Annotated in this window: 16 protein-coding genes and 1 pseudogene; 6 read left to right on the forward strand and 11 right to left on the reverse strand. The window is 64.9% G+C overall.

Going from position 1 to position 18,578, the window contains the following annotated elements; translation table 11 throughout:
• Positions 1–8: 8 nt before the first annotated feature.
• The 4 genes from G6N82_RS11260 to G6N82_RS11275 form a co-directional block, all read right to left on the reverse strand.
• Positions 9–776 (reverse strand): hypothetical protein, encoded by a 768-nt coding sequence (locus G6N82_RS11260; protein WP_165196499.1) that lies wholly within the window; start codon positions 774–776, stop codon positions 9–11.
• A gap of 189 nt (positions 777–965) precedes the next feature.
• Positions 966–1,775: a hypothetical protein gene (locus G6N82_RS11265; protein WP_165196501.1), complete on the reverse strand. Its 810-nt coding sequence runs from the start codon at positions 1,773–1,775 to the stop codon at positions 966–968.
• Complete coding sequence (locus G6N82_RS11270; protein ID WP_165196503.1) at positions 1,760–2,647, reverse strand: MBL fold metallo-hydrolase; 888 nt, start codon at positions 2,645–2,647, stop codon at positions 1,760–1,762. The genes G6N82_RS11265 and G6N82_RS11270 overlap by 16 nt, the downstream gene beginning before the upstream one ends.
• A gap of 128 nt (positions 2,648–2,775) precedes the next feature.
• Positions 2,776–2,925 carry a hypothetical protein gene (locus tag G6N82_RS11275; protein ID WP_165192549.1) on the reverse strand — a complete coding sequence of 50 codons (150 nt, stop codon included), beginning with the start codon at positions 2,923–2,925 and terminating at the stop codon, positions 2,776–2,778.
• Between G6N82_RS11275 and G6N82_RS11280 the strand changes: the two are divergent.
• A pseudogene (locus tag G6N82_RS11280) lies at positions 2,866–4,283 on the forward strand (glycerol kinase). The gene G6N82_RS11275 and the pseudogene G6N82_RS11280 overlap by 60 nt on opposite strands.
• A 12-nt stretch (positions 4,284–4,295) precedes the next feature.
• Here G6N82_RS11280 and G6N82_RS11285 read toward each other — a convergent pair.
• Positions 4,296–4,754, reverse strand: a complete 459-nt coding sequence (locus G6N82_RS11285) for a DUF1465 family protein (protein WP_165196505.1) — start codon at positions 4,752–4,754, stop codon at positions 4,296–4,298.
• 227 nt (positions 4,755–4,981) lie between these two features.
• On the reverse strand, positions 4,982–5,179 hold the full coding sequence (locus G6N82_RS11290) for a DUF465 domain-containing protein (RefSeq protein WP_165196507.1): 198 nt from the start codon (positions 5,177–5,179) through the stop codon (positions 4,982–4,984).
• 235 nt (positions 5,180–5,414) lie between these two features.
• Between G6N82_RS11290 and G6N82_RS15320 the strand changes: the two genes are divergently transcribed.
• From G6N82_RS15320 to tilS, 5 genes are all read left to right on the forward strand, one after another.
• Positions 5,415–5,501: a hypothetical protein gene (locus tag G6N82_RS15320; protein ID WP_346773760.1), complete on the forward strand. Its 87-nt coding sequence runs from the start codon at positions 5,415–5,417 to the stop codon at positions 5,499–5,501.
• A gap of 96 nt (positions 5,502–5,597) precedes the next feature.
• Positions 5,598–7,868, forward strand: coding sequence for a phosphoenolpyruvate--protein phosphotransferase (gene ptsP / locus G6N82_RS11300; protein ID WP_165196511.1), 2,271 nt, complete (start codon positions 5,598–5,600; stop codon positions 7,866–7,868).
• Positions 7,869–8,001: 133 nt separating this feature from the next.
• Positions 8,002–8,871 carry a helix-turn-helix domain-containing protein gene (locus G6N82_RS11305; RefSeq protein ID WP_165196513.1) on the forward strand — a complete coding sequence of 290 codons (870 nt, stop codon included), beginning with the start codon at positions 8,002–8,004 and terminating at the stop codon, positions 8,869–8,871.
• A gap of 146 nt (positions 8,872–9,017) precedes the next feature.
• Positions 9,018–9,989 (forward strand): tetratricopeptide repeat protein, encoded by a 972-nt coding sequence (locus tag G6N82_RS11310; RefSeq protein ID WP_346773732.1) that lies wholly within the window; start codon positions 9,018–9,020, stop codon positions 9,987–9,989.
• A 22-nt stretch (positions 9,990–10,011) separates the two neighbouring features.
• Entirely contained in the window at positions 10,012–10,938 is a 927-nt protein-coding gene (gene tilS, locus G6N82_RS11315) for a tRNA lysidine(34) synthetase TilS (protein WP_277601975.1), read from the forward strand.
• Here tilS and G6N82_RS11320 read toward each other — a convergent pair.
• Genes G6N82_RS11320 through zwf form a run of 5 tightly spaced genes read right to left on the reverse strand, consistent with a single transcriptional unit; the run spans position 10,935 to position 18,564 of the window.
• The gene (locus G6N82_RS11320) at positions 10,935–13,712 is read right to left on the reverse strand and encodes a phosphoenolpyruvate carboxylase (RefSeq protein ID WP_165196517.1); all 2,778 of its coding nucleotides are present in this window, start codon (positions 13,710–13,712) and stop codon (positions 10,935–10,937) included. The genes tilS and G6N82_RS11320 overlap by 4 nt on opposite strands.
• Entirely contained in the window at positions 13,709–14,323 is a 615-nt protein-coding gene (eda, locus tag G6N82_RS11325) for a bifunctional 4-hydroxy-2-oxoglutarate aldolase/2-dehydro-3-deoxy-phosphogluconate aldolase (protein ID WP_165196519.1), read from the reverse strand. The genes G6N82_RS11320 and eda overlap by 4 nt, the downstream gene beginning before the upstream one ends.
• Positions 14,320–15,306 carry a glucokinase gene (gene glk, locus G6N82_RS11330; RefSeq protein WP_165196521.1) on the reverse strand — a complete coding sequence of 329 codons (987 nt, stop codon included), beginning with the start codon at positions 15,304–15,306 and terminating at the stop codon, positions 14,320–14,322. Before glk ends, eda begins: the two co-directional genes overlap by 4 nt.
• On the reverse strand, positions 15,303–17,108 hold the full coding sequence (gene edd / locus G6N82_RS11335; RefSeq protein ID WP_165196523.1) for a phosphogluconate dehydratase: 1,806 nt from the start codon (positions 17,106–17,108) through the stop codon (positions 15,303–15,305). Before edd ends, glk begins: the two co-directional genes overlap by 4 nt.
• A complete protein-coding gene (gene zwf / locus G6N82_RS11340; RefSeq protein WP_165198197.1) occupies positions 17,101–18,564 on the reverse strand; it encodes a glucose-6-phosphate dehydrogenase in 1,464 nt (487 codons plus the stop codon). The genes edd and zwf overlap by 8 nt, the downstream gene beginning before the upstream one ends.
• Positions 18,565–18,578 lie beyond the last annotated feature (14 nt).

The following is an 18,578-nucleotide window of genomic DNA, read 5'->3' on the forward strand; positions in this document are numbered from 1 at the left end:
TTCAGCGGTTACATCGAAAAGCCGGGGGGCATGAAGGCGGCCATCGGGCGTTCCGCTCCAGGAGTACCTGCCAGCACCTGTTCGGTCAGCGAAACGCCCAGCGGTGAATAGGCGATCAGGTCGGCGGCGATTTGCGCGCCCAGCACCAGCCCAACGCCCCAGAACCATGCGGGGTGGATCCGGCCGCTGCGGCGATAGTCCGCAACCATCCCGATCAGCGGGAAGATCAGAGTGGCGGCGATCGTGATCCGCCAGGCATTGGGCATCATCAAGGGCAGGGGCAACAAGCGGCCAAGGCCCGGGCCGGTCAGGATCGCCATCGCGCAGAACATCAGCCGCCGATGCCAGCCGGTGTGCCGCCGCGCCTTGAGCGCAGCCAAACCCAGCCCGCCGAACACCAGCAACTGCAGCGAATTGCTGATCAGGAACTCGTTCTGATCGAAGAAGAATGGGCCGCCCGTGCGGCGCATCGAGACGAACATGATCGTGAAGCCCAGCGCCACCATCAGCGGGATCCAGAGATAGGCGAGCTGGCCCAGCCGCTTGTGCAGCTCGATATTGCCGCCCGCGATGAATGTATTCTGCGCCAGGAAAATGCCGATCCAGCCCATGAAGACCATGCCATGGACGTGGTATTGCCAGGGCACGGCGAAGCTTGAGCGGCCCATGGCCAGATTGAGCGAGAACCCGGCGACGATGATGAGCGACATCACCCAGGCCATAGTCAGGAAGAAACGCCGTTCAGGATCGGCGTGAACCTTGAAAGCTGTTGACATATTGAAACCCTCCTCGACCCCGCCCGCCTTTTACAGATTTGCGGCGTGGCAGGGAAGCGGAGCGCTCATGGCGGTTTAACCGGTCACGGCCATTTCCGGTCGATCAATGGCACGGCGCAATCGTTGGATGGCGCCGAGTGACGTCCGGCATCGACGAATGACTCGCTATGACCTTCTCAAGTGGGGATCTTAACGGATGAAGTCGGTATATTGCGCACAATCGGGTGCCGGGCTGTCCATTTCATAGCGTCGACTCGCCGGGTTGAACTGTAATGTGCGCTGATAGCTGCATTCGAAATCGGTCCAGTGGCTCAGGTCGTCCTTGGTGAGCGGCGGCGCTTCGCTTGAATCCTCCCACAACCGCGCGGTTTGCGGGAAGGCGGTGGTCTGCGTGCGATAGGTCAGCGCGGGCATTTCGCCCCCGGCATTGTCAGGATCGAGCGCCAGGCTTGCGCCGAATTCATATTCATCATGGCATGCGCCCAGCCGCCGTTTCTGGTCATCCTTGTTGAAACAGGCGCGGATCAACTGCGAGGCGCGCCAGGGAAGGTCGAGCAGTTGTTTGCTCAAACCGGCTGTGCGACCCAGATAGAAGAGGTGCAGGTGCAGCCGCGTGCTGTCCCCACCGCCGCCCGAATACATGACGTGCGAGTTTTGCAGTACGCCGACCAGCCACGCCTGGCCTTCAGCCTGCCAGCCAGGTAAAGCGATGGCGTTCGGCCATATTTCCAGCCTGTCGCGATTGCCGGCGTGATATGAAAGCGCTTCATGCTTCGCGTTGCTGCCGTCGTTGGCGGCATCGGTCAGTTGTAGGCGATAATGGCCTTCACTGCGCTCGGGATCCGGTTCGACCGCAAAACACACATCGGCATCGGGCAGGCACAGCCGACCATTGGATTGTCGCATCGGCGCAGGTTCGCCCGGTGCACCGGTCGGTCCCGGATCGGGTGACGCCTGAACCGCTGCCGCCAGCGCCAGCGCGCCTATTGCAATGCCCATGCTCCCTGTTCTCCCGCCGCTACAAGCCCGCGCTTTTCGAGATCGAGCAGGTGCGCCAGCACGCTCATCTCGGCGGCCTTGTTTAGGCGGGGGTCTAGGCCCTTGTACATTTCCGGGATGAACTGGTGCGTTTCCCGCGCCCGCTCACCCAACAGGCGCAGGATCTGGTGTTCGCGCTGGCGGCGGTGGCCCATCATCCCGCGCACCAGCTGCTGCGGCTTGGTGATCGGTTCGCCATGGGCCGAGTAATAGACCCGGTCTTCGCGCGCCTGCAGCTTCTCCAGGCTTTTCATGTAATCGCCCATGTCGCCATCGGGCGGGATCACCACGCTGGTAGACCAGCCCATCACATGGTCGCCGGTGAACAGCGCGCCGCTTTCCTCCAGCGCAAAGCAAAGGTGGTTCGAGGTGTGGCCGGGCGTGTGCACCGCGCGCAAAGTCCACCCGGTTCCAGTCATCGCTTCGCCTTCTTCCAGCACGCGATCGGGTGCATAAGTCGAATCGAAGCTTTCGTCGCTTCGCGGCCCCCACTGCTTCAGCTTCTCGCTGTCGATCACCAGCGGCGCGCAGCCAACCACCGGCGCGCCGGTCTTTTCGCTAAGCGGCGCTGCTGCGGGCGAATGGTCGCGGTGGGTGTGGGTGCACATGATCGCCACGACTTTCGCCTCGCCGATCGCGGCCAGCACGGCATCAAGATGCGCCGGTTCGGCTGGGCCGGGATCGATCACCGCCACATCCCCGGCATTGCCGACGATATAAGTCTGCGTGCCGGTGTAGGTATAGGGCGAGGGATTGGGTGCCAGCACGCGCCGCACCAGCGGCTCGCATTGCTCGGCAATTCCGGTGGGCCAAGGCTGAGGAGGTAATGCCATGGCTTGCATATGGGCGTGTTCTTGTTTCGCCTCAAGCGTCGGCGCTCGCATCCGCTCGCTTGGCTATCCTCGCTCCCTGAAGGTTGCTGCGGACGGGCAGTCGCCCTTGCGGTCGCAACGCGACCGGATTAGCGCTCAAGCAGCAAAGCGATAGCGCGGAGAAAAACGTGAGTGAATTTATCCTGGTGCTGGACGAAGGAACGACTTCGACCCGCGCGATGCTGTTCGATTCCGGCGGCAAGCTGCACGGCGTGGCGCAGCAGGAACTGACGCAGCATTATCCGCGCTCAGGCTGGGTCGAGCACGATGCGGCGGAGATCTGGGACAAGACGCTGGCTTGCGCCCGCGCAGTCACTGAAAAGGCCGGCGGTGCCGATCGGATCGCCTGCATCGGCATCACCACCAGCGCGAGACGGTGGTGGCATGGGATCGCCACAGCGGGCAACCTTTGGCGCGCGCGATCGTGTGGCAGGACAGGCGGACCGCCGATTTCTGCGAGGGGCTGCGCGCGGGCGGCAACGAAGCGGATGTGCAGCGCCGCACCGGACTGCTGCTCGACCCCTATTTCTCCGGCACCAAGATGCGCTGGCTGCTCGATAACGAAGCTGCGGTGCGCGGCGCAGCGGAAAGCGGCACGCTGGCATTCGGCACAATCGAAAGCTGGCTGGTGTGGAAACTGACCGGCGGAGCGCATGTTTCCGATGCCAGCAATGCCAGCCGCACGCTGCTGCTTGAGCTCGGCGGGGCAGGCTTCGACGAACGACTGGCTGACCTGTTCGGCGTGCCGCATGCGGCACTGCCCGAAGTGGTCGATAATGCCGGTGAATTCGGGATGTCCGATCCGCAATGGCTGGGGCGCCGGATCCCGATCACCGGGCTTGCGGGCGACCAGCAGGCGGCCACCATCGGCCAGGCCTGCCTCAGCCCTGGCGAAACCAAGGCGACCTATGGCACCGGCGCCTTCGTGCTGACCAACAAGGGCGGCGACATTCCCGCTTCGGCCAACCGGCTGCTGGGCACGGTGCTGTACCAGATGGGTGGCGAGCGGACCTATGCGCTCGAAGGCTCGGTCTTCGTGGCCGGCAGCCTGGTGCAATGGCTACGCGATTCGCTGGGGATCGTCGATGTCGCGGCGGAAACCGAGCGGCTGGCACGGTCGATCCCGCACAGCGGTGGGGTGACCATCGTGCCCGCATTGAGCGGTCTTGGCGCGCCGCATTGGCGGGCCGAGGCGCGCGGCGTCATCACCGGGCTCAGCTTTGCCAGCGGCAAGGCAGAACTGGCGCGCGCTGCGCTTGAGGCGATGGCGCACCAGACGCATGACCTTGCCCAAGCCTTCGCCGCGGATGGCGCCAAATGGGGCCGCCTCAGGATCGACGGGGGGATGAGCGCCAACGACTGGATGGCGCAGGATCTGGCCAACATGCTGGACCTGACCGTTGAGCGCCCCGGCATGGTCGAAACCACGGCGCTGGGCACTGCGATGCTGGCGGCCACTGGTGCGGGGCTGTACCCGGGGCTGGAGCAGGCAGCAGCCGCAATGCGCGGCGAATTGGCCAGCTTCGTGCCCGAAATGCCAGCCGATGTTCGGGAGGAACGCCTGGCGCGCTGGCGTGCAGCCTTGGCCGCCGCCTGAACTGATTGAAGGTCAGTGCTGGCTAAGCGCGCGGCCCAACCGCTCGTGCATGTTTAGCACCACCGGCTGGGCATCGAAATGGTCGCGCCATGCCTGGTCCAGCCGGGCAATCCGGCGATGCAGCCGGATCGTGTCCTGGATCAGCTCACGGGTCGCCGGTTCGAGCAGTGCGAGGTCTTCCTCGCGCGATTCGCGATCTGCCGGCAATTCGCCATGTCGGCGCAGCTGGTTCTCGTTCATCTCGCCCGAGAAATACGCGCGCTGGTTCAGCAACCAGGCCAGCACGTGCATCATCCGCGTGGTGGCCTTCAAACCTTCGCTCGACAGCGCCAGCCGCAACATGTCGCTGCCGCCCGACGCGGATTCGCCAATACCCATGGCAAAGACTGAGCGCACTTCGTCAGCCAGCAGCAGGGCCTCGCTGTAGAGCGACTCGATAATCGGGCGGGAAAGGCTTGTCGTACGATGCATGCTGCATGGCTAGTCCGGGCTTCCGGCAAAGGTCCAGAGCGGCAACCATATTGTCCGCGACTTCTCGTCGCATTGTCCCAAAGCGGCACGGATCGTAAGCCGGAATTAACCATCAAGACATTGAAAGACGTTGATTTTTGGCTGAACTGGACTGTCGAGAGCGATCGATCCCGCGGTTGCCGTTAACCGAAAGCGGACCTGATTAGGGCGGGCCTCAATCCGGCTGGTCAGGCGATGATATCCGGCAGCAGATAATCTTCGATCAGCGCGATCTGGTCCTTGAGTTTCAGCTTGCGCTTCTTCAGCCGGGCGATCTGTAGCTGGTCCTGCGAGCCGGCCTCGGTCAGCGCCGTGATCGCCGCGTCGAGATCGCGATGCTCCGTGCGCAGCAGTTCCAGCCGCTTGCGAAGCTCCTGCTCGTTCACTCGCTCGTCTCCCGGGAATCGACTGGCCGCGCAAAACCGCGCCTGCGCCGAATACGTAGTATGTTCACCTTTTCAAGATAGGCAGATTATGTTTTGATGACAATTCGCGGTTCGTCCGCGTCAGGACGAGTCGCTTCTATGGTCAACCTGCCAGAGGAGAGCCTTGATGGTATCGCCCCACGTCCAAGCGCTGCAATCCAAACATGCCGGTCTCGAAGCGCAATTGCGCGATGAAATGAACCGCCCAGCGCCGGACCTCGCGATCATCCAAAGGCTCAAGAAGCACAAGCTCAGGATCAAGCAGGAACTTGCTCAAGCCTGAGCGTCGGCAAGACTTTCCCGTGCCGTTGATCGCCGCGCTGGCAAGTGCGGCGATGCGGCGTTTCGTATTGCAACCAAGCTGCTATAGGCTGGGGTCATGTCCGCCGCTGCATCCGCTCGCCTGATCCTCACCCGCCTGCACGAAGTGATGGCCTCGCGCCTGCACGCGCAAGGCAAGCTGGACCAGGTGGTCGACGTGATCGGGCAAAGCCTCGATAGCGAAGTGTGCTCGATCTACCTGCTGCGCGAGGGCATGCTGGAACTGTTCGCCACGCGCGGCCTGAACAAGAGCGCGGTCCACGTCACCCGCATGGCGATCGGGGAAGGCCTGACCGGCACGATCGCGGCCAATATCGAAACGCTCAACCTGGCCGAGGCCAAGGCCCATCCGGACTTCCAGTATCGCCCCGAAACCGGTGAGGAGAAGTTCCACTCCTTCGCCGGCGTGCCGATCGTCTACCGTGAGCGGGCCGTTGGCGTGCTGTGTGTGCAGCATGTCGATCCGCGCCGTTACGAGGATGTGGAGATCGAAGCGCTGCAGACCACCGCCATGGTGCTGAGCGAACTCATCGCCAATGCCGGGCTGATCGACGAGGAAGAAGTGCTGGGCCTGACCGAGGCGCAAACCGGCACGCACACCGTGACCGGGCTGACGCTGGTCAAGGGGCTGGCGGCCGGGCAGGCCGTTTATCACCAGCCGCGCGTCACCATCGACCAGGTCATGGCGGAGGACATCGAGGCTGAACGCCAAAGGGTCTATCGCGCGTTCGACCGGATGCGCGAGCAGATCGACAACATGGCGAGCCAGGCCGAATTCGGCGGCGGCGGCGAGCACGAGGAAGTGCTCGAGACCTACAAGATGTTCGCCTATGATGAAGGCTGGAGCCGCCGCATCAACGAAGCGATCGACAGCGGGTTGACTGCCGAGGCCGCGATCGAGCGCGTGCAGCAGCGCACCCGCATGCGCATGCGTGAGATCGACGATCCGCTGCTGGCTGACCGGATGCATGACCTGGAGGATCTCTCCAACCGGCTGCTCAGGATCGTGTCAGGCCAGCTCGGCACTGCCGCGCAGCAGGGCCTGCCGCGCGATTCCATCCTGATCGCGCGCAACCTCGGCCCGGCCGAACTGCTCGAATATGACCGGCGGCGCCTGAAGGGCGTGATCCTGGAGGAAGGTTCGCTCACCGCGCATGTCGTGATCGTGGCGCGCGCCATGGGGATTCCCGTGCTGGGCCGGGCGCGGGGCATCCGCGGCATCATCCGAGCCGGTGACGAGATCCTGCTCGATGCGGACAATGCGACGGCGACGATCCGCCCCTCGCCGCAGGTGTCGGACACTTTCAACGCGCGGTTCGCCAAATCGCGCGAGAAGCAAGCGGCCTATGCCAAGTTGCGCGATGTCGAGCCGTTCACCCGTTGCGGCACCCGCATCCAGGTGATGATCAACGCTGGCCTGCGCGATGATATCTCGGCGCTGGCGATGACCGGGGCAGACGGTGTCGGCTTGTTCCGCACCGAATTCCAGTTCCTGGTCTCGGCCACCCTGCCGCAACGCGAACGGCAGCTGAGGCTTTACCGCGACGTGCTTGACGCAGCGGGGGACAAGCCGGTGATTTTCCGCACGGTCGACATCGGCGGTGACAAGGCGGTGCCATACCTGCAGTCAGAACTGGCCGAGCACGACGAGAACCCGGCGATGGGCTGGCGTGCCTTGCGGCTGGCGCTGGAGCGCGAAGGCCTGCTGAAGGTGCAGGCCCGCGCGCTGCTGGAAGCGGCGGCCGGTCGCGAGCTCTATGTCATGTTCCCGATGGTGTCCGAACCGTGGGAATTCGATGCGGCCAAACAGGTTTTCGATGATCAGCTGGCTTACCTGCGCAAGCAGAAGAAGCTGCTGCCCGATGCGATCCGCTATGGTGCGATGCTGGAAGTGCCGGCGCTGGCCGAAATGCTCGACCTGCTGCTGCCCAAGATCCAGTTCCTGTCGGTCGGCACCAATGACCTGACGCAATTCCTGTTCGCGGCAGACCGCGCCAATCCGAAGCTGGCAGAGCGCTATGACTGGCTGAGCGCGCCGATCCTGCGTTTCCTGCGCCGGGTGTCGCAGGCCATGGTCGGCTCCCATGTCGACCTCGGCATTTGCGGCGAGATGGGCGGCCGCCAGCTGGAAGCGCTGGCGCTGTTGGGGATCGGTTTCCGCCGCTTCTCGATCACGCCCGCCGCCGTCGGACCGATCAAGGAACTGGTGCGCAAGGTCGATCTGGCGGAGATCAGTGCGGCCATGACCGGCTGGCTGGCCGATCCGCAGGTTGACCTGCGCCGCGAAATCAGGGCCTGGGCCGAAGAACGCGGGATCGAGGCGGAGTAACCCTTCGACCGGCGCGGGCATTGGCCCCAAATGCAGGCCAATTCGTCTTGATCCTGATGTGACACGGGTTTGCCGTGCTTGACAGGCGCGGATGTGATACGTTTTGTCGCGTCAAACAAAGGGCCGCAGATCCATGGTTGAGGAAGAAATTGCCGAAGCGGACGGGGAACTGCCGCTCGAAGGAGTGGGGCAAAAGCTGCGTCGCGCGCGCGAAAAGCAGGGTTTGAAGCTTGCCCAGATGGGTGAGCGCACGCGGATTTCGCAACGCCATCTGGAATTGATCGAGGACGGCGAATTTGCCGCGCTGCCAGCGCGCACCTACGCAATCGGGTTCACCCGCACCTATGCGCGCGAACTGGGGCTGGATGAAAACCGCCTGGTCGATGAATTGCGCCAGGAACTGGCCGAAGGCGGCGGCCACCGGCAGGCGTATACGCCTGCTTTCGAGCCGGGTGATCCGGCCAAGGTGCCGCCTGCGGCACTCGTATGGGCTTCGCTGATCGCTGTCGTGCTGCTGGCGATCGGGGTTTACGCCTTCTATTCGCGCTTCTTCGCAGCTGGTGCTGATCCCGCACCGCTGGTGGCCGAAGCCGAACAGGCTGCACCGGCCGGCATGTCAAACCCCGCCCAGGGAAGCGGCGTGGCGGCTCCAACAGTTCCCACTGCCAACCGCGACGAAGTGGTTTTCACCGCGCTTGAAGATGGCGTCTGGGTCAGCTTTTACGAGGCGGGCGGGCGCCGGCTGGAGCAAAAGCTGATGGCAAAGGGCGAAAGCTTCGCGGTTCCTTCCGATGCAACCGATCCGCGTATCTGGACCGGTCGTCCCGATGCATTTGCCATCACGGTTGGCGGGCAACCGGTTGCCAAGCTGGCAGAAGAGCAGGTTGTGATCCGTGATGTGGCGATCGCGGCGGAAGCGCTCCGCGCAAGGCAGCCTGCGCAGCAGACGGGTGGAACGCCGCCTGCCGTAGCCCCGGCGCGCAACCCGGCTACCACCGGCTGAAGATTTCCCACCATTTTGGCGCGCGCGCGGCTCGACTTGGGCAGCGGCTTTGAGGCAAGATTCGCCTGAGGTTCAGGCGCGCAGCGCTATCCACGCGGGATAGCTGTGCGATACCGCATCAGATTTGACCCGAGGAGTCCTTCGCAGTGAAATTGCAATCCCTTTCCCGCATGGCGGCCGCTGGCCTGGCATTGTCGGTGGCCGTAACGGCACCTGTGCCTGCCTTGTCGCAGGATGAAGTGTCCGAAGCGCGGGTGCGCAAGATCGAATCCGAAATCCGCGCCCTGCAGCGCAAGGTATTTCCGGGCGGTGATGCGCGCTTTTTCGAACCGGAGATCAGCACGGCCCAACCACAGGCTACCGGTGCTCCTGCCGCCACTTCGACCACCGCAGTGACTGACATCCTTGCCCGGCTTGATGCGATCGAGGGCCAGCTTCAGCAATTGACCGCGACCAGCGAGGAAAACCGCAATGCCGCGGCGCTGCTGGAAGAGCGCGTGGCGCGGATCGAGGCGAGCCTCAACCCGCCGACTCTGGAAGAGACGCCGCCTGCACCGGCATTGCTGCCCGCCGCTGCGCCCACGCCGGCAGCTACGCCTGCGGCCACACCACCAAGGGCAGCCGAACTGCCACCAGCGAAGCCTGCGGCGAGTTCGCCGCCCCCCGCGCAGGGGCCGAGCGCTGACCGGCTGGCCGGGGTGCAGGCGATCACCAAGCCGCAGACCGAAGACGCTGGCGATGACGAGTACACCTATGGCTTCCGCCTGTGGAACGCGGGCTATTTCCCCGAGGCGCAGCAGCAGCTGTCGCTATTCCTTGAAAAATATCCGAACCATTCGCGCGCGACCTATGGCCGCAACCTGCTGGGCCGTGCCTATCTTGATGACGGCAAGGCACGCGAGGCAGCACCATGGTTCCTGCGGAATTACCAGGTCGACAAGCAGGCCGCACGCGCTGGCGACAGCCTGTTGTTCCTGGCTGAAGCGATGATTGCCTTGGGCGACACCAACCGCGCCTGCATCGCCTTGGCCGAATTCGGCGAAACCTATCCGGCGCTCGCGACCGGGCGCCTGCAAAGCCAGTACGATGCTAACCGGCAAAAGGTGAAATGTAATTGATAGGGCGCTTCCCCCTGAACTGATCGCGCGATTTCGCGCCGCGCTGGACCGCCTTGGGGCGGGTTCGGCGCGGCTTGGCGTGGCGGTTTCGGGGGGACCGGACAGCCTGGCCTTGCTGCTGCTAGCCGCGCAGGCGCGACCAGGCGAAGTCGAAGCGGCCACGGTCGACCATGGCCTGCGTCCTGAAAGCGCGGACGAGGCAGCCAGCGTTGCCCGCCTGTGCGAGCAACTCGGCGTTCCGCATACGACCCTGAAAGTGACCGTTGCTGCCGGAAACCTGCAGCAGGAAGCACGGCAGGCGCGTTACCGCGCACTGGCCGATTGGCAGGCAGCGCGCGGGCTGGACGCCCTACTTACGGCGCACCATGCCGATGACCAGGCCGAGACGCTGTTGATGCGGCTCAACCGCGGCAGCGGGCTGGGCGGGCTTGCCGGCGTCCGCGCGAAGGGGCGCAATCCTGTGAGTGGCGGTCTGGTGCTGCGCCCGCTGCTGGACTGGCGCAAGGCAGAGCTCGAGGCGCTGGTGCGGGACTGCGGCATCGAACCGGTGCAGGATCCCTCAAACCGTGACGACCGTTTCGATCGCGCGCGCATCCGCAAGTCGCTGGCAGCAGCCGACTGGCTCGATCCGCCAGCTATCGCGCAAAGCGCAGCGTGGCTTGAACAGGCGGAAGCAGCGCTGGTGCATTATGCCAACGCCGAATGGGATGCTTTGGTGGGGGTGAGCGAATCAGCGATCACCTATCGCCCCGCGCCCGAAACCCCGCGCGAGATCCGCTTGCGCGTAATGGCGCGCGCGATCGCCCAACTGGGCGGGGAAACGCGCCTGTCGCAAGTGGCCGAACTGCTCGATGCGCTCGAGCGCGGGGAAAGCGGCAATCTCGCCGGGGTGCTGGCCCGCGCAACTCCGAACGGATGGATATTTACTCCCGAGCCGCCGCGTCGCTAGCCGTGCGCCCCGAATTCGTTGGCGATAGCCGTCGATAGCCGCAAACACAGCGCATAGGCACGCTCTATAGGATCGATATAGTCGCGGCCGATCTGGGAATAGCCGGCGTTATCGCCGTCCGGGTAATCGCTCGGCGCATCGACCGCGAAATCGGTGATCTGCGGGAAATGGGTGGGATAGGCACGGCGCAACTGCGCCAGTGCATCGTCGACCCGCAGCGTGAACACCATTTCCAGCACGTCGTCGCGGCTGATGTCATTGGCGCGGCTGAACGCCGGGATCGACACCGCGCGCAGGAACATGTGCTGCAGCAGCGCCAGCCGGATCGCTTGCGCCGCGCCGATCGTGCGGCGGATATTCTCGCGATCCTCCAGCGGGTGCTCGTTCGGAATCAGCGCCAGCAGGCGGTGCAGCTTGAGCGCATCGACGCGCAGCCGCGAGGCAAGCCGCCGGAACACGCCGGTGCGGTCATCCTTGGTGAGATATTCGGCGAGCGCCTCGCATGCGTCCGACAGATGGCTTTCAGTGCCGCGATAGGGCCGGCTCGCCCAATAGGCGCTGTTGAACAGCTCGCCATAGGCGGCAACCGTCTTGATGCTGGCGAGCGCGTTGGAACTGCGCACCAGCCGGATCAGCTGGCGCCCGCGTTCGCTTTCCATGATCAGCTGCGCCAGCTCTTCATAGGTGCCATCGGCTGCGCTGCCGACGCCGGAAATCACGTTCACCGGATAGCCGAGCTGCTGCAGGATCGCATTGTGCGGGATCGCGCGGATCTGGCGCAGGTTCATCTCGCGATCGGCGGCAAGGTCGCTCTGGCGGCGCGACACGCGGCTGCCAGTGGGGTTGAGCAGGCCCAGCCCGAAGGCGGTCAGTGCACGCGAATAGGTCTGGCTTTCCAGATGCTCGCGCTGGTGGCTGCGGATCGCGCGGTAGAAATCGAGGCTCAGGTCGGTGCGGCGATAGAACGGATCGGCCGGGGCATCGGGATCGGTTTCGGCCGGGCGCAGTTCGGCAATCCGGGTCAGCGTGGCCCGCGCCAGCTCTGGCGTGGCAAAGAACAGATAGCCGTCGCCGCCCTGGAAGCTGACTTCGGGTTCGAGCCGGATTCCCGCGCGCTGGAAACGGCGCTTGGCCCAGGGGCTGAGCGGCCAGGTCAGCCGGTCCTCGAAACTGTCAGGGTGCGCGCCGCGGCCCATGCTCTCGCCATGGGTGTTGAAGATCAGGGCGGCAACATCGGTGAGGCCGTTGGCGACCATTGCCTCGCTCAGCCGACCTTGCAGGCGCTCGATCGCCAGGCTTGCGGGTATCTGGCCGACGAAGCGACCGGCGTCGGAAAAGCCGGTCTGGATTGCCAATCGCCCGCGCTGGCGGACGTACTGCTGATAGCTTTCCTCGGCACACAGCGCGTCGAGGAAGCGGCCGCCGTGTTCCAGCGCGCTTTCGGTTTCGAACAGCGGCGAGACGTCGACTTTGCCGTCGATCCCGAACAGCTTGGCGAAATAGAGCGCGGCCAGGATCGTGGTCGGCTGTTCGCATTCGGCGATCAGCATCCGGATCGGCGCGTCGGCATCCACATGCGCCAGAATCTGCGCCATCGCCAGGAACTGGCGGATCGCGGTAGAGCTTTCGATCGCCAGCGCGGCGAAATTGCTGCGCAGCGGCTTTACCTTGGCCAGGATGTCGCGCAGCGCCGCGATTGCTCCCTGGCTGGCCAAGTCGAGCGTGTTGTCGGGGTCGATCCGGCGGCGGATCGCATTGTGGAGCTGGCTCGAATTCACCCGGAAGTGGATCCAGCCCATGCCCAGCCCGTCGGCGCGCATGGCAGCGGCGAGCGTCTTGAGCGCCACGGCGGCTTTCCCTTCGGCCTCGCGCGCTTCACGTTCAAGCTGTTCGATGATCGGCGCAAGGCTGCTCAGCTTATCCGGATGATCGGCGGTCAGGCGATTGGCCGCTGCCGAAAGCGCCTCTGGCTCGGATAGATCCGCCGCGAATTCTTCCGCGCGTTCCTGCGCATAGGCCGCCGCGCCAGAAAGCTGCGCGACCAGCGGGTGGCCCGGCGCCGCCTGCTCCAGCTTCTGCGCATAGCGCCCCAGCCGCTGTGCCTTTTCCGCCAGTCGGAAGCGGATCGAAGTGTACCAGGCGATATCGGTGCGCCCGTCCATGTCATAGCCGACCCAGCTGGCGAAGCGGAACGGCAAGGGTGCCAGTTCCTGCCATTGGCCGGGCCATTGCGCGGCGGCATGATCGAGCACTTCGGTGACGATCGCATCGCGCGCGTCCTGCGCATGGGCGATCGCTCGCATCGCCCGGTCGTGCTCATGCTCCAGCGTGACCGCCGGGCGCGGGTGGTGAATCAGGCAGACTTCGTCGCCAATCTCCCCGCTGCTGCTGGCCGCTTCGGCCACCGCGGCGGACTGATCGGGGGTAAGCAGGAAAGTGGGGTGCGCGGTGAACACGGCGTGCAGCTGCGGCCTTTCCCAGCGCGCGCGAAATGTCGCAAATTCGCTTTCCGTAAGTGTAGAAGTCAGCGCTTCCCTGTTCTTGTCCGGAGCGACCGGGGCGACCAGCCGCCTGAGGCGAGCGGCGCGGCTCTGCATGCTGTCGCATTCGAGCTCTGCCACCAGCGCTTCGATCGCATCAAGGTCGATCTCTCCGGACTCAAGCTGGCGTGATAGGTCCAGCCCCAGCTGGAAAACCGGATTGAACAGCGGGGTTTCCTGCGTCCGCGTGTGGAGCTGGCTCAGCCGCTCGATGAGGTTGTGGACCGTCCTCATCGACCGATCGTTGCCGCAGCGCGGGCGCTTGCTTCGATGGCGGCCTGGTCTGGCGCCCCGCGCGGTGCCACCCAGCTGCCGCCCACGCACAGCACCGGCTCGAAGGCCAGCCATTCCGGCGCATTTGCTTCGCTGATCCCGCCGGTGGGGCAGAACAGGCACTGGCCGAACGGTGCGGCGAGCGCCTTGAGCGCGGGCAGCCCGCCCGAGGTTGCGGCAGGAAAGAACTTGAAGTGGGTCAGGCCCAGGTCGAGCCCGCGCATGATGTCGCCAGCCGTCGCCGTGCCGGGCAGGAACGGCACGTCGGCTGCGATGGCGGCTTTGCCCAACACTTCGGTCAGGCCCGGAGAAACGATGAACTCGCTGCCCGCCTTGAGCGCCGCATCCAGCTCATCCGGATTGGTCACCGTGCCCGCGCCGACGATTGCGCCGGGGACCTGCTTCATCGCGGCGATCGCTTCCAGCGCAGCCGGTGTCCGTAGTGTGACTTCGAGCACGCGCAGCCCGCCTGCGACCAGCGCTTCAGCCAGCGGCACGGCGTGCTCGACTTCGTCGACCACGATCACGGGGATTACCGGCGCGGTGCGCATGATGGTTTCGATGGGCTTCACTTGGTAGATTTCCCGTGTTCGGAGGCAAAGGCCGCCGCCGCACCGAACAGGCCCGGTTGCGGATGGACGATCAGCTTGACCGGGATCGAAGCCATCAGCTCCTGGAACCGGCCCTTGGCCTTGAAACGTTCGGCAAAGCCCGATTTGAGCAAGGTCTCGCGGATGCGGTAGCCGAGGCCGCCGGCGATCACGACGCCGCCGAAGCCACCCTGGGCCAGCGCGATATCGCCTGCCACACTGCCAAGCGACATGCAGAAGCGATCGACCGCAGCGGCAGCCAGGCTGTCGCTGCCATCCTGCCCACGGGTCCAGATGGCGATGTCATCCTCCTCGGCCACCGCCTTGCCCTCCATCGCGGCGAGCGTCTGGTAGATGTCGGAGATGGCAGGCCCCGCCACCACGCGCTCCACCGAGACGCGGGTATGGCGTTTGCGCAGCCGGGCAAGGATCGCATCGTCGATCGCATCGAGCGGGGCGAAGTCGATATGCCCGCCTTCGGTTGCGGAAACGCGATAGGTGCCATCCGCTTCACGATAGAGATGGGCTACGCCAAGGCCCGTGCCGGGGCCGAGGACGCTCAGCCGCCCGGTCGGTGCCAGCGGCTTGTCGGGGCCGGTCAAGTGGACGAACTGGTCCTCGCTCGCCCGCGCCACGGCATGCGCCACGGCTTCGAAATCGTTGACGATGGTGTAATTGTCGACGCCCAGCTTTTCCTTCACCAGCGCCGGGCGGATGATCCACGGGTTGTTGGTGAAGCGGATCACATCCCCGCCCACCGGGCCAGCGATCGCCATGCTGACCGCGCGGGGCAGGGTGCCGCCCATCCGCTCGCGGAAATCCTCCCATGCGGTCTGGAAGCTGGCGTGATCGACCGTGTGGAGCGTTTCGGGCTCGCCCAGCGTGATGCCGCCATCCTTGGCGATAGTGGCGATGGCAAAGCGGGCATGGGTGCCCCCGATATCTACGGCAACGACCTGTGTCATAGTCCTGCAGTCGCCAGCATCGCGCTGCCGCCTTTCTCTGCGCCATCGGCAAACTGCCGGAACATGGCAAAAATTTCACGGCCAACGCCCATTGCCGGGCGCGGATCGGGTGCGGCGTCGCGCGCATCAAGGTCTGCTGTGGTCGAGAGTTCTCCAGTCACCGCGCAGACTTTCACCAAATCTCCATCTCGCAGCTTGGCGAGCGGGCCGCTGCCCAGTGCTTCCGGCGTCACATGGATCGCCGCCGGCACCTTGCCCGAAGCGCCTGACATGCGCCCGTCGGTGACCAGCGCCACGCGATACCCGCGATCCTGCAGCACGCCCAGCGGCGGGGTCAGCTTGTGCAGTTCGGGCATGCCGTTGGCGCGCGGACCCTGGAAGCGGACCACGACCACCACATCCTTGTCGAGCTCGCCCGCCTTGAAGGCCGCGGCAACCGATGCCTGGTCTTCAAATACGCGGCAGGGCGCTTCGATCGTCCAGCGCTCGCGCTCGACCGCCGAGCTCTTGAAGCAGCCGCGGCCGAGGTTGCCCTGCACCAGCCGCATCCCGCCGTCGGGCTGGAACGGATCGCTCGCCGGGCGCAGCATGGTATCATCGCCACTTTCGCCGACTTCGCGCCAGACTAGGTCCTCGCCGTCGAGGCCGGGTTCTTTGGCGTAGTCGGCCAGGTCGCCATCCCACACCGTCAGGATGTCGCGATGGGCCAGCCCTTCGCTCAGCAGCGTGCCGATGACATAGCCCATGCCGCCCGCGTCGTGGAAATGGTTCACGTCGCCCGAGCCGTTGGGATAGACCCGCGCCACCAGCGGTACAACGCTCGACAGCTCGCTCAAATCGTCCCAGTCGAACTGCACGCCCGCCGCGCGCGCCATCGCCGGGATATGGATCGCATGGTTGGTCGATCCGCCAGTCGCGAGCAGGCCGATCGCGGCATTGATGATCGCCTTTTCGTCGACGCATTTGGCCATGGTGCGTTCCCGCGTGCCGGCAAGGGCCGCGATCCGGTGAACCGCCGCCCGGTCGAGCGCCTGGCGCAGCTTCGTGCCCGGCTGGATAAAGGCGGAGCCGGGGATGTGCAGCCCCATCATCTCCATCATCATCTGGTTCGAATTGGCAGTGCCGTAGAAGGTGCAAGTGCCGGGCGAATGGTAACTGCCCATTTCGCTCGCGAGCAGCTCGTCCCGGCCCACCTTGCCTTCGGCATAGAGCTGGCGCACGCGCTGCTTTTCCTTGTTGGCGACGCCGCTGGGCATCGGGCCGGACGGCACGAAGACGGCGGGCAAATGGCCGAACCGCAGCGCGCCGATCATCAGCCCGGGCACGATCTTGTCGCAAATGCCAAGCAGCGCCATCCCGTCATACATCGCGTGGCTGAGCGCGACCCCGGTCGAGAGCGCGATCACGTCACGGCTGAACAGCGACAGCTCCATGCCGTCTTCGCCCTGCGTCACCCCGTCGCACATCGCGGGGGTACCGCCCGCGACTTGCGCGGTGGCGCCCACTTCGCGGGCATAGATCTTCATCCGTTCGGGGTAACGACCATAAGGCTGATGCGCGGACAGCATGTCGTTATAGGCGGTGACGATGCCGATATTGGGCGCACCGCCCGCCTTCATCGTCGCCTGGTCATCCAGCGCCCCGGCAAAGGCGTGGGCGAGGTTGGAACAGGAGACCTGGCTGCGATCGGGCGCGCGATCGGCCTCGCGCTCCATCAGGTCGAGATAGGCCTGGCGGCTGCCGCGCGATTTTTCGATCACCCGCTGGGTGACTTTCGCGATGGTGGGGTTGAGATCACTCATGCCAGCTCACTCCGTCACGCTCGGCCAGGGCAATTGCGGCGCTCGGCCCCCAGCTGCCGGCGGTATAGGTCTTGGGTTTCAGGCCATCGGCCTGCCAGCCAGCGCGGATCGCATCGATCCACTGCCATTGCGCCTCCACCTCGTCGCGGCGGACGAACAGCGTCTGGTCGCCTTCGATCAGGTCGAGCAGCAGTCGTTCATAGGCGATCCGCCGCACCTTGCCGGAAAAGGCATCGGCCATGGCGATGTTGAGCGGAACTTGCCGCAAGCGGATGCCTTCGCGGTCAAGCCCGGGCACCTTGGCCATCAGCGACAGGGTGATGTTTTCTTCGGGCTGGATACCGATCACCAGCCGGTTGGGCTGCATGGTCGCGCCTTTGCCGGCGAAGATCGAATGCGGAACGCAACGGAACTGGACGACGATTTCCGTCACGCGTTCGGGCAGGCGCTTGCCGGTGCGCAGGTAGAACGGCACGCCTTTCCAGCGCCAGTTGTCGACGTGGGACTTGATCGCGACGAAGGTTTCCGTGTCCGAATCCTTGCCCAGTTCTTCGTCATAGCCGGGCACCGCCTGCCCGCCGATCGCCCCGGCGCGATACTGCCCGGTCACTGTCTCGCCGGATTCGACCCCACGCAGCGCCCGCAGCACCTTGACCTTTTCGTCGCGCACGGCGGTGGCATCGAAACTGCCGGGCGGCTCCATCGCCACCAGCGCCAGCAGCTGCAGCATATGGTTCTGCACCATGTCGCGCAGCGCGCCGCTGTCATCGTAATAGGCGACCCGCGATTCCAGCCCGACCGTTTCCGCCACGGTGATCTGGACATGGTCGATATGCGCCGCATTCCAGATCGGCTCGAACATCAGATTGGCGAAGCGCAGCGCTAGCAGGTTCTGCACCGTTTCCTTGCCCAGATAGTGGTCGATCCGGAAAATCCGGTCTTCCGGGAAGGCGGAAGCGACCGCATCATTGATTTCGCAGCTGCTCGCGAGGTCTGTCCCCAGCGGTTTTTCGAGGCACATCCGGACGTTGGCACCATCCAGTCCCGCATGCTGCAGTCCCTTGATGGTCGGCTCGAACAGGCTGGGCGCGGTCGACAGGAAAATGGCGAGGCCATGCTTGGGGTCGCCGACCTTTTCAGCCAGCGCCTCGTAGCCTTCCAGCGTAGTCGCATCGAGCGACTGGTAGCTGAGCCGGTTGAGGAAATCGGCCATCCCGCCGCGCCGCTCGGCCGGCAGGTATTTTTCCAGCGCTTCACGGGCGAAATTGCGAAACTCATGGTCCGTCATCGGGGACCTTGCGGTGCCGATGATCCGAAGGTCTTCGTGAATCAGCTCGTCCGCGTGCAGTGCGCATAGCGAAGGCAGCAGCATCCGCTGCGACAGGTCACCGGTCGCGCCGAACAGCAGCAACCGGTCGGCGGTGAAGCCGCTTCCGGTGATCGAGGCTACATTCATCTGCTCGCTTCTCC

The sequence above is a fragment of the Altererythrobacter sp. BO-6 genome, from assembly GCF_011047315.1.
GTDB lineage: Bacteria > Pseudomonadota > Alphaproteobacteria > Sphingomonadales > Sphingomonadaceae > Erythrobacter.